Source organism: Sphingomonas sp. GW821-FHT12D09 (assembly GCF_058807215.1).
Genome location: NZ_JBXAQL010000001.1, coordinates 840,328 through 853,886, shown reverse-complemented (window position 1 = coordinate 853,886; position 13,559 = coordinate 840,328). Strand labels below are relative to the sequence as shown.

The 13,559-nt window shown below is 66.5% G+C and carries 18 protein-coding genes and 1 pseudogene; 11 read left to right on the top strand and 8 right to left on the bottom strand.

What is annotated here, in order from left to right:
- The first annotated feature begins 18 nt into the window (after positions 1–18).
- The 5 genes and pseudogenes from AC1RPL_RS04055 to AC1RPL_RS04035 form a co-directional block, all read left to right on the top strand.
- A complete protein-coding gene (locus AC1RPL_RS04055) occupies positions 19–555 on the top strand; it encodes a regulatory protein RecX (RefSeq protein ID WP_493067969.1) in 537 nt (178 codons plus the stop codon).
- Positions 552–1,214, top strand: a complete 663-nt coding sequence (locus AC1RPL_RS04050) for a cold-shock protein (RefSeq protein WP_493067968.1) — start codon at positions 552–554, stop codon at positions 1,212–1,214. Before AC1RPL_RS04055 ends, AC1RPL_RS04050 begins: the two co-directional genes overlap by 4 nt.
- A 4-nt stretch (positions 1,215–1,218) precedes the next feature.
- A complete protein-coding gene (locus AC1RPL_RS04045; protein WP_493067967.1) occupies positions 1,219–1,710 on the top strand; it encodes a DUF192 domain-containing protein in 492 nt (163 codons plus the stop codon).
- Positions 1,711–1,796: 86 nt separating this feature from the next.
- A complete protein-coding gene (locus tag AC1RPL_RS04040; protein ID WP_493067966.1) occupies positions 1,797–2,189 on the top strand; it encodes an NADH:ubiquinone oxidoreductase subunit NDUFA12 in 393 nt (130 codons plus the stop codon).
- Positions 2,186–2,614, top strand: a pseudogene (locus tag AC1RPL_RS04035) (DUF2155 domain-containing protein); the annotation flags it as partial. The gene AC1RPL_RS04040 and the pseudogene AC1RPL_RS04035, both read left to right, overlap by 4 nt.
- Positions 2,615–2,649: 35 nt before the next feature.
- Here AC1RPL_RS04035 and aat read toward each other — a convergent pair.
- From aat to AC1RPL_RS04015, 4 genes are all read right to left on the bottom strand, one after another.
- On the bottom strand, positions 2,650–3,405 hold the full coding sequence (gene aat / locus AC1RPL_RS04030; protein ID WP_493067965.1) for a leucyl/phenylalanyl-tRNA--protein transferase: 756 nt from the start codon (positions 3,403–3,405) through the stop codon (positions 2,650–2,652).
- The gene (locus AC1RPL_RS04025; RefSeq protein WP_493067964.1) at positions 3,402–4,136 is read right to left on the bottom strand and encodes a ParA family protein; all 735 of its coding nucleotides are present in this window, start codon (positions 4,134–4,136) and stop codon (positions 3,402–3,404) included. The genes aat and AC1RPL_RS04025 overlap by 4 nt, the downstream gene beginning before the upstream one ends.
- An 89-nt stretch (positions 4,137–4,225) precedes the next feature.
- Positions 4,226–4,606: a hypothetical protein gene (locus tag AC1RPL_RS04020; protein ID WP_493067963.1), complete on the bottom strand. Its 381-nt coding sequence runs from the start codon at positions 4,604–4,606 to the stop codon at positions 4,226–4,228.
- Between the two features lie 124 nt (positions 4,607–4,730).
- Positions 4,731–6,047 (bottom strand): Y-family DNA polymerase, encoded by a 1,317-nt coding sequence (locus AC1RPL_RS04015; protein ID WP_493067962.1) that lies wholly within the window; start codon positions 6,045–6,047, stop codon positions 4,731–4,733.
- Between the two features lie 116 nt (positions 6,048–6,163).
- On the opposite strand from AC1RPL_RS04015, the gene AC1RPL_RS04010 reads away from it, so the two are divergent.
- Positions 6,164–6,685 carry a hypothetical protein gene (locus AC1RPL_RS04010; RefSeq protein WP_493067961.1) on the top strand — a complete coding sequence of 174 codons (522 nt, stop codon included), beginning with the start codon at positions 6,164–6,166 and terminating at the stop codon, positions 6,683–6,685.
- A 105-nt stretch (positions 6,686–6,790) separates the two neighbouring features.
- Here AC1RPL_RS04010 and AC1RPL_RS04005 read toward each other — a convergent pair whose 3' ends face one another.
- Positions 6,791–8,380 (bottom strand): vWA domain-containing protein, encoded by a 1,590-nt coding sequence (locus AC1RPL_RS04005; protein WP_493067960.1) that lies wholly within the window; start codon positions 8,378–8,380, stop codon positions 6,791–6,793.
- A 98-nt stretch (positions 8,381–8,478) separates the two neighbouring features.
- Positions 8,479–8,976, bottom strand: coding sequence for a DNA-deoxyinosine glycosylase (locus AC1RPL_RS04000; protein ID WP_493067959.1), 498 nt, complete (start codon positions 8,974–8,976; stop codon positions 8,479–8,481).
- 22 nt (positions 8,977–8,998) lie between these two features.
- On the opposite strand from AC1RPL_RS04000, the gene AC1RPL_RS03995 reads away from it, so the two are divergent.
- On the top strand, positions 8,999–9,331 hold the full coding sequence (locus tag AC1RPL_RS03995) for an Mpo1-like protein (protein ID WP_493067958.1): 333 nt from the start codon (positions 8,999–9,001) through the stop codon (positions 9,329–9,331).
- Here AC1RPL_RS03995 and AC1RPL_RS03990 read toward each other — a convergent pair.
- A complete protein-coding gene (locus AC1RPL_RS03990) occupies positions 9,328–9,786 on the bottom strand; it encodes an SAM-dependent methyltransferase (RefSeq protein ID WP_493067957.1) in 459 nt (152 codons plus the stop codon). The genes AC1RPL_RS03995 and AC1RPL_RS03990 overlap by 4 nt on opposite strands.
- Before the next feature lie 10 nt (positions 9,787–9,796).
- Positions 9,797–10,000, bottom strand: a complete 204-nt coding sequence (locus AC1RPL_RS03985; RefSeq protein ID WP_493067956.1) for a hypothetical protein — start codon at positions 9,998–10,000, stop codon at positions 9,797–9,799.
- A 167-nt stretch (positions 10,001–10,167) separates the two neighbouring features.
- Between AC1RPL_RS03985 and AC1RPL_RS03980 the strand changes: the two genes are divergently transcribed.
- The 4 genes from AC1RPL_RS03980 to rsmH all read left to right on the top strand — a co-directional run bounded on the left by AC1RPL_RS03980 (position 10,168) and on the right by rsmH (position 13,558).
- A complete protein-coding gene (locus AC1RPL_RS03980; RefSeq protein WP_493067955.1) occupies positions 10,168–11,160 on the top strand; it encodes a cysteine synthase A in 993 nt (330 codons plus the stop codon).
- Between the two features lie 84 nt (positions 11,161–11,244).
- Positions 11,245–11,532, top strand: a complete 288-nt coding sequence (locus AC1RPL_RS03975) for a hypothetical protein (protein ID WP_493067954.1) — start codon at positions 11,245–11,247, stop codon at positions 11,530–11,532.
- Between the two features lie 578 nt (positions 11,533–12,110).
- Positions 12,111–12,596 carry a division/cell wall cluster transcriptional repressor MraZ gene (locus AC1RPL_RS03970; protein WP_493067953.1) on the top strand — a complete coding sequence of 162 codons (486 nt, stop codon included), beginning with the start codon at positions 12,111–12,113 and terminating at the stop codon, positions 12,594–12,596.
- Positions 12,593–13,558, top strand: coding sequence for a 16S rRNA (cytosine(1402)-N(4))-methyltransferase RsmH (rsmH, locus tag AC1RPL_RS03965; protein WP_493067952.1), 966 nt, complete (start codon positions 12,593–12,595; stop codon positions 13,556–13,558). The genes AC1RPL_RS03970 and rsmH overlap by 4 nt, the downstream gene beginning before the upstream one ends.
- The last annotated feature ends 1 nt before the right edge of the window (position 13,559 follow it).

Here is a 13,559-nt window from a genome sequence, read left to right as displayed (position 1 = left end):
GTGGCACAATCATGGCGCATGACCGCCCCGAGACGCCCGCTGCCACCGCTGAACAGCGCCGATCTGGAGCGTTATGCGCTCCGCTATGTCGAACGTTACGCTACGACAAGGGCTAAACTTGCCTCCTATCTGTCCCGAAAATTGCGGGAACGGGGCTGGGACGGAGAAAAATCGTCCGATGTTGAAGGGCTTGCCCAGCGCATGGCCGAGCTCGGCTACGTCAATGATCGGCTCTATGCCGAATCCAAGGCCGGGGCGATGGCAAGGCGAGGGCTAGGCGCGCGGCGCGTACGCCAGGCGCTGCGGTTCGATGGCGTGGAGGAGGGGGACGCAGCGGCGCTGGCCCCCGCGATCGAGGAAGGTGCCCAGGCCAGCGCAATCGCTTTTGCGCGGCGCAAGCGGATCGGTCCCTATGCGCAAGAGGCGGCGGACCGGGTGCTGCAGGAGAAGTGGATGGGGGCGATGATCCGCGCCGGCCATGCCCCCGGTCTGGCCCGAGCGATCGTCCGCATGGCGCCGGGGGATGACCCGGAAGCCACACTTGGCGACGCTTGATACCGATCAGCAACAAAGGCAATTCCATTTATGGAAAATACTATGTTAATGTCGGCATCCGGGGGGCATTAAAAATGCGTGCTGACCAACAGGTTGCGCAGGACGACTATATAGACGCGCCGAACTTGGAAGAGGGGATTGGCGGGGACCAGGGGGATGACAACCAGGTCTTTGCCGGTGTCGTGAAATGGTTCGACGTCACACGCGGCTTCGGCTTTCTCGTCGCCGATGACGCACTCGTGGGCGACATTCTCATTCACTTCACGGTGCTTCAGGATCACGGCCGCCGCTCGTTGCCCGAGGGCGCGCGGGTGGAGTGCACCGCAGTCAAGCGTCAGCGCGGGCTGCAGGCGCGCGAGATCCTCTCGATCGACCTGAGCCAGGCGATCGAAGCGCCCAAGCGCCAGGCCGACCGCGCCGACCGGGTGAAGCTGATCGCCACCGCCGGCCCATTCGAGCCGGTCACCGTCAAATGGTTCAATCGCCTCAAGGGCTATGGATTCCTGGTGCGCGACTCCGACTCGGCGGATATATTCGTCCATATGGAGACGTTGCGCCGCGCGGAGATCGAGGAGATCGAGCCCGGCCTGCCGCTCAGCGCGCGCATCGTCGACGGCGAAAAAGGACCGCTGGCCGTGGCGGTTGAAAGGACGAGCTAGTCAGATGAAGTTCGTGCGTGGGTTGGAAGCGGCGCTTGCCGCTTCGGTGTTGCTCGTCTCGGGGGTGTCTCTGGGCGAGCCGGTGGCTGGACCCGTTGCGGCGCAGGCGGCGCAGAAGACGAGCGTGACCATCGACAGCGCCGGCGGCCCGCGCGTTTTCCATGCCGAGCTTGCCCGCAGCGCCGACGAGCAGGAACGCGGACTGATGTTCCGCACTAACATCCCCGAAGATGGTGGCATGCTCTTCGCGCCCTATCCGGCAGACGGACCGCCGCGAGAGGCGCGCTTCTGGATGAAGAACACGCCCACCGCCCTCGACATCCTGTTCATCCGCGGAGACGGCACGATCGCCCGAATCGCCGAGAATGCGGTGCCCTTCTCCGAGGAGACACTGGTGTCGGGCGAGCCGGTGTCGGCGGTGCTCGAGCTGAATGCCGGCGTATCGGCGAAGCTGGGCATCAAGGCCGACGACAAGGTGCGCTGGGACAAGCCGTAAAGCCGATCGCGGCGACGTGGGAATTGCCAACCGCGGCGACGCGGTAATTTATTGCCTCGCCCTGCGCTCCTCGCTAATCCGCGCCCATGGGTCTCAATCTCAATCCCTTCACCTGGTGGAACGGCGCCACCTTCGGCACCTGGATGGGCCTGCGCGGCAAGACCCGCGTGGGCGAAGACGATCTGGGCAACGTCTATTACGAGGGCGGCCAGGACCCCAACGGCATCGTGCGCCGCTGGGTAATCTACAACGGCTCCAACGACGCGAGCCGCGTGCCGCCGGAATGGTTCAGCTGGCTGCACCATCAGATCGACTCGGCGCCCGACCAGGCCCTGCCAGCGCCCAAGGCGTGGGAAATCCCGGCAGAGCCGAACCTCACCGGTTCGCAGCTCGCCTATCGCCCCAGCGGCGCGCTGGAGAAGGGCGGCCACCGCGCCGCCGCCACCGGCGACTACGAGGCCTGGACCCCCGGCGCATGATCATGCGCCCCGCCGGAGCGGCCGCGGCCGGGCTGCTGCTCGCCCTCGGCGCATGCTCGGGCGGTGGTGGCACGGCCAATAATATGGTGAGCGACGAAGTCGTCACCACCGGCGACTCAGCGGGCCAGCCTTCCGACGTGATCACCGTCGGCCGCGACGGCAAGACGGTCGAAGACGCGGGCGCGACGCCGATGAAGGACCGCATCGCGGTGCTCGGCCTGCTCAACAAGCGCAATGGCGAGGCCCGCGAGTTCAAGTTGAAGCCCGGCCAAGCCGTGCAGATCGGCGACGTCATCGTCCGCCTCAAGGCCTGCGACAGGACCGCGCCCTGGGAAGCGGACCAGCTCACCGGCGCCTTCGTCCAGGTCGATGTGCTCGAACTCGACAAGCAGTGGCACCGCGTCCATTCGGGCTGGCTCTTCGCAGAGCGTCCTGCGCTCAACGTCGTCCAGCACCCGATCTACGATGTGTGGCCCAAGAGCTGCGCGATGACTTTCCGCGACAGCGGGCCGGACACGGTTGCGGCACCTGCGGCGGGCGGTAGCGGGTCGGGCAATGCGTCGAGCGCGAAGAAGTCGCCGTCCACCGAAGGCGCGCCGAGCGAGAGCCCGGCGGCCGTCTCGCCCAGCGCCCCGGCCAGCAACGCGACATAATCGTCGCGCGGGATCTCGACCGCGCCCAGCGTGGTCAGGTGATCGGTGATGAACTGGCAATCGAGCAGCGTGAACCCGCCCGCCTGCAGCCGCGCGACCAGATGGGCAAAGGCGACCTTGGATGCGTTGGGCACGCGGGTGACCATCGATTCGCCGAAGAACGCCCGGCCCAGCGCGAGCCCATAGAGCCCGCCGGCGAGCCGCTCGCCGTCCCAGCATTCGATAGAATGGGCGAATCCGCGGCGGTGCAACTCGAGGAAGACGCGTTCGATCGGGCCGTTGATCCAGGTATCCGGCCGGTCCTCGGCGCTTTCGGCGCATAGCCGCAGGATCGGGCCGAACGCTGCATCGACGGTCAGGCGGAAGCGCTCCGAGCGGATCACCTTGCGTAGCGAGTGAGAGAAGTGGAACCCGTCGAGCGGCAACACGCCGCGCAGCTTGGGCTCGACCCAATAGACGCTCGCCGCGTCGCGGTGATCGGCCATCGGGAAAACACCCATGGCATAGGCGCGCAGCACCAAGTCCGGATCGAGTTCCTGCTGCGGGGGCTGGGCGCGGCTCAATGCTTCTTGCCCGCCAACCGCCGCTCGATCGCCTGCCACAGCTCGGCAAAGGCCTGGGCACCGCGCGTACGCGGTGCGAAGCTGCCCAGCGCGGCGCGGCGCACGCTCATCGCCTCGACGACGCTCGCCATCGGGATCACCGGCCAGTCGGGATGTGCGGCGACTGCCTCGGCGTGGAGCTTGCGCCGGCGATCGACCATCGAATGCACCGGCATCAGCGGCACCTTGCCACCCTTGCGGGCCAGGTGCGCCGAGACTTCCTCGAAAGCGCGCATGGAGAGCGGGGAAGGGATCACCGGCACGACGATCAGGTCGGCGGCGCGCATCACTTGTTCGCTCGTCTCGGTGAGGCCCGGCGGGCAATCGAGCAGCACCCGGTCATAGGCCTTGTCGAGTTCGCCGAGCAGCTTGGCCAGCCGCTTCTTCTTGTCGAGCTCGTGGAAAGTCAGGTCAAGACCACGCAACGAGGAGTCCGCGCCGATCAGGTCGAGCCGCTCGGTGCCGGTGTTCTGGACCAGCTTGGCGGGGGCGACGTCCTTGGTGAAGATCGCCTGGGCCTGGTCGCGGGTCTTGCCCTGTGGTCCGGCGAGGAAGGTGGCCGCGGCCTGGGGATCGAGATCCCATAACAGCGTGCGGCGGGCCGAAAGCGTGGCCGAGGCCCAGGCCAGGTTCACCGCCAGGGTAGTCTTACCGACACCGCCCTTCAGGCTGTAGACCGCGATCGTCGCCACCTGGATTCGCTCCCTTCGCGGCAAAGCCTCGCATGAAAAAGGGCCGGCGGGAATGCCCGCCGGCCCTTGGTGAATTCAGAATTTGGCGATCAGCCGTGGCAGACGCGTGCGCCCTTGCCCGGGATCTCGATCGTTGCGCTCTTCGCAGTGCCGGTGACCTTGTAGCCGCCGTCGGCGACGAAGGGCTGGCCTGCTTCGGGTGCCTTGAGCATGTGGCCCGGACCGTCCTTGGTCTCCTTGACCAGCACCTGCTTGGCGCCCTTGTAGAAGTCGGCGAAGACGATGCTGTTGTCCTTGCAGCGCATCGAAACCGAGGTCTCGATCGACGGCGGCAGCTCGACCTTGGGGGCGTTCTTCAGCGCTTCAGCCTGGGGATCCTGGCTGACCGAAGTGACTTCCTCCGGCTTCTGGTCACAGGCTGCAAGTGACAGGAGCACAGCGGCGGCGGCAAAAATGGGGGCTTTGTTCATAGCGGGCGGGAGCTTTCGTTTACCAAGCAAGAATCGTCAAGCGATTCGTGTTATAGAGTTACATACCAATTGTGCGCCGCAATAACGCATCCGTAATGTTGCGGATCAATGACATCCACCGGTGTCACTCATGAAATTCGCTCATTTCCGGGATACGTCCGAACGCGATTTTTGTGCCGACGCGATCGATTCTGCCGCCGTGCAGCGGCCCGACCGACACGGCATTGCGTCCGAACCGCTCGTTGATCCGGTCCATCGCCCGGCTGAGCGACAGGGTGCGGGTCTCGCGGGCAAGCGGATCATCGGGGTCGAGCGCGGCGAAGAGCGAGCCCTGTTCCCCCTCCACCGTCTCGATCTCGCACAGGGTGACGCCGACCATGCGCAGCCGGAAGCCGCCGGGCCGGCCGCGCCCCGCCTCTGCCAGGCGGGGGAAGAGCTGGTCGAGCGCGTGGAGCACGACGAAGCTGTCCTGCGTGGCGGGCAGCCGGATCGAGGCGCGCCAGCCCGACTTGTCGTCCTCGAACTTGCCGTGGAGCACCAACAGCCGGGCGCGATAGCCCTTGCGGCGCAGGCGGCTGGCTGCCTTGAGCGCGAGGCGGCGCGCGGTGAGACGGGTCGGCTCGAGGCCGCGCCGGGAGAGCGAGAGGACGTGGCTGTGCCCGATCGTGCGGCTCTGGCTGGGCTTGTCGGGCAGCTCGACGCCGTGGAGCAGGTACCAGAGCCGGTCGCCATTGACGCCGCCCCAGGCATTGCCGGCATCGCGGGGGCGGCGCTCGCAATATTGACGGATGTCGAGGATGCCGTCCTGCGCCAGGCGCTTCTCCATCTTGGCGCCGATGCCCGATATGTCGCGCAGGCGCAGTGGATACAGGCATTGGGGAAGTTTGCTCGCACTGAGCACCACCAAACCATCCGGTTTCTGCATGTCCGAGGCCAGCTTCGCCAGTAGGCGATTGGGTGCGATGCCCACCGAACTGGTCATGCAGATGCCGATGTTTGCGCGGATGCCCGATTTGATCCGGTGCGCGAGCGCCACGGCGGCCTCTTCGCTGTTCTCATTGTCGAGCAGCCGGCAGGCGACCTCATCGATCGAGCAGACATGGGTTACGGGGATGTGCCTCCAGATCTCGGCCAGGATCGCTTCATGGAACTCGACATATTTCTCGTGCCGCGCCGGTGTGACGAGGAGGTCGCGGCACAGGCGCTTGGCCTCCCACACCGGGGTGCCGGTGCCGATGCCGTATCTCTTAGCCTCGACCGAGGCGGCGATGGCGACGGTGGTGTCGCTGTCCACCGGCGCGACGATCACCGGACGCCCGCGAAGATCGGGGTCCAGTTGTTGCTCTACGCTGGCGAAGTAGGAATTGAGATCGAGATAGAGCCAGCGCAGCGGCCGGGGCGGGAAGGCGAGCAAGGGAACAGGGCGAGTCGCATCCGGCATCGCCGGAACAATATAGGAACACCGGTGCCCGCGACAGCCGTTCCGGGTCGGCAAATGTTTCTGTATCTTGACTGGCGCCGGGCTGGCCGTGCAGCGTCGCGCAAGGAGGATAGTTAATGCGCGCACTCGCCATTGCCTCGTTGCTGATGGTTTCCGCCTGCGGTTCGAAGGAAAAAGCGCAGGACCCTGTCGCGGCCACGCCGAGCCCGGCAGGGCCGCATCTCGGCGAGGTGTCGCTCGACCAGCCGCTGCGGGCGACCGACAATGCGCTGACCTGGTCACTCGAAGTCGCGCCCGGTTCGATCACGCTCACGCGCTTTGCCGGGCACGGGGCGGCAGGCAGCGTCACCCAATATTATCCGCTCTCGCCACAGGTCGATGGCGACAAGGCGGTATGGAACACCAAGGATCCGCTGGGCACGGCGGTGACGATCACCTTCACCAACATGCGTTGCACCGAAGGCGGCGATCCGGCGATCGACCGGCCGCTGACGGCGGAGGTGAAGATCGGCGACAAAATGCTCCACGGATGTGCCGGCGCGCGGCCGGCGGACGGGCTGAATTCGCAGCCGATCCCCGAGCCGATGCATGGGGCGGACAACGCCGTCGCCGGGAATGCGGTCGAGAACAGTCACTAAGCTCTCCGTTCTTCACACGGGCTGGTAACCGCGGCCCGGCCTCCGGGGGAACAGGCCAGGCCGCGGCGGCCGGCGGCGCCCTAGCTCGCCGCCGGATCTCCTGGCCTAGAGCGGGCGGTGTTCCTGCGGCACCGAAGCGGTGCGGTCCTGCGTGGCCGCCAGATCGACCAGATGCAGAAATTCACTCCGCCAGCGCGCCTGCTGGCTGAAGCCCCATTGACTGCCGGCGAGGCGCTTCACATCGGCGAAGCTCCACGCGCCGAGGAGATCGTCGCCGCGCAGCTTCTGGGCGAAGCCGGCCACCGCGACGGCAAAGGCGAGGTCGCCGCTCGGCAATGGCGCGCCCTGCAGCTGGCTGGCGGAGACGGGGCGGGTGATCAGCCGCGAGGCGCCGCCCTCGGGGAGCTTGTAGCGCAGCCGGACTTGCGCAAGGTCGCCGTTCGGCTCGCCGGCAGCGCCCTCGGGACGGCGATTGGCGGCAAAGTGGCGATCGGGCAGCCAGCCCCTGGAACCGGCGGGCACGATCTCGTAGATCGCGGTCACCTGGTGCCCGGCACCGATATCGCCGGCATCGACGCGATCGTTGCTGAAATCCTCTTCCCGCAGCGCGCGGTTCTCATAGCCGATCAGGCGATACTGGCTGACGATCGCCGGGTTGAACTCCACCTGGACCTTCACGTCCTTGGCGATGGTGAACAAGGTGGAGGCGAGTTCGGTATCGAGCACCTTGCGCGCCTCTTCGATCCCATCGACATAGGCATAGTTGCCATTCCCCTTGTCGGCGATCGCCTCCATCATCGCATCGTTGAGATTGCCCTGGCCGAAGCCGAGCACGGAGAGGGTTATGCCGTCGTCGCGGTTCTTCTCGATCAGCTTCTCGAGCTGGCCCTGATCGGTGATGCCGACATTGAAATCGCCGTCGCTGGCGAGGATCACGCGGTTGATGCCGTCCTCGCGGAAATTCTCGCGCGCCATCGAATAGGCGAGTTGGATGCCTTCGCCGCCCGCGGTGGAGCCGCCCGCGGCGAGATCGTCGAGCGCCTCGCGCACCTCGCCGGCGCTGGACGTCGGCTCGAGCACCACGCCCGCAGCGCCGGCATAGACGACGATCGAGACATGGTCGTCGGGCTTCATGTTGTCCGCGACCAGTCCGAGCGCCTGCTTGACCAGGGGCAGCTTGCCGGGCTCTTCCATCGAACCCGAGACATCGATCAGGAAGACGAGGTTGGCCGGCGGGCGCTGGGCGCGGGCGAGGTCATAGCCGCGCAGGCCGACGCGGAGCAGCCGGGTCTCCGGGTTCCAGGGTGTCCGGGCGAGATCGGTGGTGACGCTGAACGGCGCGCCGCGATCCGACGGGGCGGGATAGTCATAGCGGAAATAGTTGATCAGCTCTTCCGAGCGCACGGCGTCCTTGGGCGGAACCTGACCCTGCGTCAAGAAGCGGCGGACATTGGCATAGGCGGCGGTGTCGACGTCCACCGCGAAGGTGGAAACCGGCTCCTGCGCAACCGAGCGGACCGCGGCAACATCGTTCTTCGCATAGCGCTCGGCGTTGTCGGGCGCGGCGGCATAGTCGGCGGCCTCCGCCATCTCCTGCGGGCCGGGCTGGTAGCTGGCCGAGCTGCCGCCTTGCTGGCCGCACCCGGCGAGAAGAACCGCCGGAAGGGCGACCGAAACGAGGAATTTGACGCGCATGCATTCCCTCCTTGCCATAGTTTGCCTTAATCTTGCCATAAATGTGGCACGATTGGGGCGATCCCGGCAAGCGGAAAATACCTAGTGTTTCTATGGGATTAAGTCAGGTGCGCGGCGAGCGCCTCCCATTGCGGCAGCTTGTTTTCGAAGCCGATCGTGTGGAGCGGGCTCGAAGAAGGCAGGGCAATTATGGCATAAAGACGCGCCGCGTCGCCAAGCTGCTTCGTGCCGGTCCTGAAGGCAGTGGCGCCGTTGAAGGCGATCGCGCGGAGACCGGGCAGGGTACCGGCGAGCGCGGCGATGTCATGGCCTTCGACATCGCGGAGCGCCGCGTCGGTGCTGCCGGTGCGATGCGCGCTGGCAACCACGTCCCACAGTCCGATGCGCGCGTGGCGGAGCGCGGTGAGGCGGGAATCATAGTCGAGCGCGGCCAGGTCGCAGCCGGCGGCGGGGGAAATCAGCCGCCAGAACTGGTTCTGCGGATGGGCATAGTAACGCTGCTCGGCCAGCGAGCGCTCGCCCGGCAGCGAGCCGAGGACGAGCAGGCGGGTGCGAACATCGGTGACGGGCGGGAAGCTGTGCTTGCGCATATCCATGTGCACGCGTTAGCCTGACGTCATGGCAGGCACCATCACCACCTATCGCGAGTTCTGGCTCTTCTACCTGCGCGAGCATGCGCGGCCGCAGACGCGGGCGATGCACTATATCGGAACCGTCCTTACGCTCTGGTTCCTGTTGCTTGCGCTGGGCGGGGCAGGCTGGTGGTGGTGGCTGGCGATCCCGCTGGCCGGCTATGGCTTTGCCTGGGCGGCGCATTTCGGCGTGGAGCACAACCGGCCGGCGACCTTCACCTACCCGCTGTGGTCGCTGGCGTCGGACTATCGGATGTTCTTTCTGTGGTTCGCGGGGAAGCTGGAGCCGCACCTGGAGCGGGCGGGAGTGCCGGCCTAGCCATCGGCGAGCACCCGGCCGCCGATCCGGGCGAGCGCCGCGCCGAGCGGGCTGGCGGGATAGGGCATCGGTTCGGAGAGCAGGATCAGGTCGGCGGCGCCGTCATGCTCGGCGGCGAGTGCGGCGATCGGCTCGGCGATGTCGAAGGTCAGGCTGGTCGAGGGATGGGCGTCGATCTCGGCCTGCCAGCGGGCGTGGCGGATGCCGGCGGTCCACAGGCTCACGCCGCGGCCTTCGATCGCGACGAAGCCGAGTTCGCGCGCCTTGGCTGCGGCGCGGAGCAGGCGTCCGCCATCAGCGCAGTCGAGGTCGAGCAGGCGCACCGCGCGGTGGCCGTGGTTGCGCAGCTCGGCGAGCGCCTTGGCAATCCGCGCGTCGCACGGTCCGTGGCGCGATCCGCCGGGTTCGGTGGTGCGACGGAGCAGGCCGCCGAGCGAGAAATGACTGGCAAGCATGTCGGGTCCTTCAGTGACAGAGAATGGAAGTGAGCGGCGCAGTGGCAAGGACCATCCGCGATCCGGGAAAGGCACGACATTCGGAAAGGGCGAAGCGGATCGCCGCATCCCGGGAGCGGAACAGGCCTTCGAGCAGGCCGTCCTCCTCCTGCACGACCCAATGGCCGTCACGATCCTGGCCGACGCGCAGGACATGTTCGCAACGCTGATCCATATGCACTCCCGGTTGAACAGGAGCGGGAGATAGGGCGCGGGGCCATTAAGCTTCGAGAGGGATTTCGGGAGCCTGCATAAGCATTTCGTAAAGGTGGAAAGCCCGGCTTGGCGCGCCCCTGCCAGCGCTTGCTTGCCCCGCGCGGGAAAGCACTCCATCTAGCGGCCATGCATTCCACATCCGATACGCTGGCACTGATCGGCAACACGCCGCTGGTGCGCCTGAAGGGCCCTAGCGAGGCCACCGGCTGCGAAATCTACGGCAAGTGCGAGTTCGCCAACCCTGGCGCCTCGGTGAAGGACCGGGCGGCGCTCTACATCGTCAACGACGCCGAGGAGCGCGGGGCCATCCAGCCGGGCGGGACGATCGTCGAGGGCACGGCGGGCAATACCGGGATCGGGCTGGCGCTGGTCGCCAATGCCAAGGGCTACAAGACGATCATCGTCATGCCCGAGACGCAGAGCCGCGAGAAGATGGACACGCTGCGCGCATTGGGCGCCGAACTGGTCCTGGTGCCGGCGGCGCCCTATTCGAACCCCGGCCATTTCGTCCACACCTCCAGGCGGATCGCCGAGGAGACACCGAACGCGATCTGGGCCAACCAGTTCGACAATATCGCCAACCGAAAGGCGCATATCCACGGCACCGCCGAAGAGATCTGGGCGCAGATGGACGGGCGGATCGACGGCTTCACCTGCTCGGCGGGCACCGGCGGCACGATCGCCGGGGTCGGCATGGGGCTGAAGGCCAAGGACGAGAAGGTGTGCATCGCGCTGAGCGATCCGCACGGCGCTGCGCTCTACAGCTGGTATGAGTGCGGGGAATTGAAGGCCGAGGGCAGCTCGGTGGCCGAGGGCATCGGCCAGGGGCGGATCACCGGCAATCTCGAGGGCGCGCCGATCGACGCGCAGTTCCGCATCTCCGACGAGGAAGGCCTCGAATGGGTCGAGCGGCTGCTCAAGGAGGAGGGGCTGTGCCTCGGCCTGTCCTCGGGCATCAATGTTGCCGGCGCCGTGCGGCTGGCGAGGGAGCTGGGCCCGGGCAAGCGCATCGCCACGATCCTGTGCGACACGGGTTTCCGTTACCTTTCAACGCTCTACAATGCGCAGTGGCTTAGCGCGAAGGGCCTGCCCGTTCCCGCGTGGCTTGCGCGCGGTTGAACGACACGTCTCGACAGCGGGGCGGTTCGGCGTTACATTTATGCAACAGATATGAGTGTGGGATCGCCTGATACCGCCCAGACGATGCAACGGGTCTACGTTGGTCTGACCGGGCTCGCCGTCGTGACGGTGCTGATCGTGCTTGCCAGCGCGGTCGTCGCCTGGCGTTCGAACGACGTCGGAATCTCGGCGATCGGCGGGGCCAATACCAGCGTCGTCGCCAATATCACCGGGGTCGGCAACACGCTGGGCGAGAAGACCAAGGAAGAGCCGCTCGCGGAACTGGGCGCGGCGCCGAGCACCACCTCGACCGAAAAGGTCGATGCCGCGGAGATCGCGCGGCGGCAACAGGCCCAGCAGCGCGCGCAGTAAGCAGGGCTCCAGGCGTGGGGTTTCGCCCCACGACGCCAATCCGGATTGAATCGTCAAAGGGATGGGCGAGCCGGGGCTATTCCATCCACAACTATTCGAAATCGGCGCCCGGAAAGCCTTGAACTCCTAACGGGCCTGGTTAACAGCGCACCGCTTTCGCGGCGACTCGCCGGATTTCTGCGTTTTTTCGCAGTCCTGCACCTGTCGGGCCCGAACCGCCTCTGCTACATGCCTCGCAAGAAAACCAGGGAAATTGCGCCACTTGGGCGTTTCCGGGGTCGCCGGGGATTTGCCCCCACTTTCAGGAAAACCCCGTAGCGATTGCGGGAACTACGGAGCCGGAGAAGAGAACAAATGCGAACAAAACACGATTCAAGCTAGAATATCTCCCAAAAATAGTGCTGAGTGGGGCAAATTCCCGCTCCATCCCCAATTCTCCCGTTGTATCCCTGGGCACTTGTTGGTAAAACGAGATGCTTAAGAGGGGGCACACCCTTTCCATCGTCATTTGAAACGCCGGCGCGGCCGTGGGGGTCGATTCCGGAGGCGGGAAAGCTGTGCCCATTGGGGTTTTTGGCGTGGCGGACAGGGAGCTCTTCGAGGGATTTGCGCTCCAGGCGGTGGACCAGAAGGGCCGCGTCGCCATCCCCGCTGACTTGCGCGCTGCCGCCGAGCGCAATTCCGACATCCGCCAGATCGTCGTGGGTCTTCACCCGTTCGACCCATGCCTCTCCGCGCACGACCTGAGCTGGTCCAAGGAAAAATACGACCGTATCGACCGCCGCGAGCAGCTCGACGCCGACCGTGGCGAGGAGGTGGATTACCGCGCCAAGCGCCGCGCCTTCGGCCAGGTCGAAAAGGCCCCCTATGACGATTCCGGCCGCTTCGTGATCCCGCCCTTCTTCCGCATGAAGGCCGGCATCCAGAAATGGGCGCTGTTCTATGGCAGCGGCGAGACCTTCGACATCTGGGCGCCCGAGCGCCTGATGAGCGATCCGCAGGCAGACCCCACGCTGCGCGAGATCTGCGAATATCTGTGCCAGGCCAGGGGAGTCACGCTGTGAGCTCGCGTCCCGGCACTCTGGCCGAACCCCATATCCCCGTGCTGCTGACCGAAGTGATCGACGGCCTCGCCCCTGTGCCCGGCGAGCGCCATGTCGACTGCACGTTCGGCGCCGGCGGCTACACCAGCGCCATCCTCGAGCGGGGTGCCGAGGTGGCCGCCTTCGATCGCGACCCCCGTGCGATCGAAGGCGGCCAAACTCTCGTCACCCAGGCCGATGGCCGCCTGATCCTGATCGAGGCGCCGTTCAGCCAGCTGGAAAGCGAGCTCGAGGCCCGCGGCCTGGTGCCGGTCGACGGCGTGACGATGGATATCGGCGTCTCGTCGATGCAGCTCGACCAGGCCGAGCGCGGCTTCTCCTTCCAGCAGGAAGGGCCGCTCGACATGCGGATGGCCGGCGAGGGGATGACCGCGGCCGAATGGCTGAACGAAGCGGATGAGAGCGAGATCGCCGACATCCTCTACCAATATGGCGAGGAGCCGCGCTCGCGCCGCGTCGCCAGCGCGATCGTCCGCGCGCGCCCGCTGGTCACCACCACGGACCTGGCCAACGTCGTCCGCAAGGCGCTGGGCTACAAGCCGCACGACAAGAAGGACCCGTCGACCCGGACCTTCCAGGCGGTGCGCATCTTCATCAACCGCGAGCTCGACGAGCTGGCGGAAGGCCTGGCCGCGGCCGAGCGCGTGCTCAAGCCCGGCGGCCGCCTCGCCGTGGTGACCTTCCACAGCCTGGAGGATCGCCTGGTGAAGCGCTTCCTGCGCGAGCGTAGCGGCAGCGAGCCCGCCGGTTCGCGCCATCGCCCGGCAGTCGGCCCGCGCGCCGAACCCAGTTTCGAACCTCCCGCCAAGGCCGTGAAGCCGGGCGACGAAGAGGTTTCCCGTAATCCGCGTGCCCGCTCGGCCACGCTGCGCGTCGCGCGGCGGACTGCAGCGGCGCCGTGGTCCAGTGAAGGAGTAGCGTGAG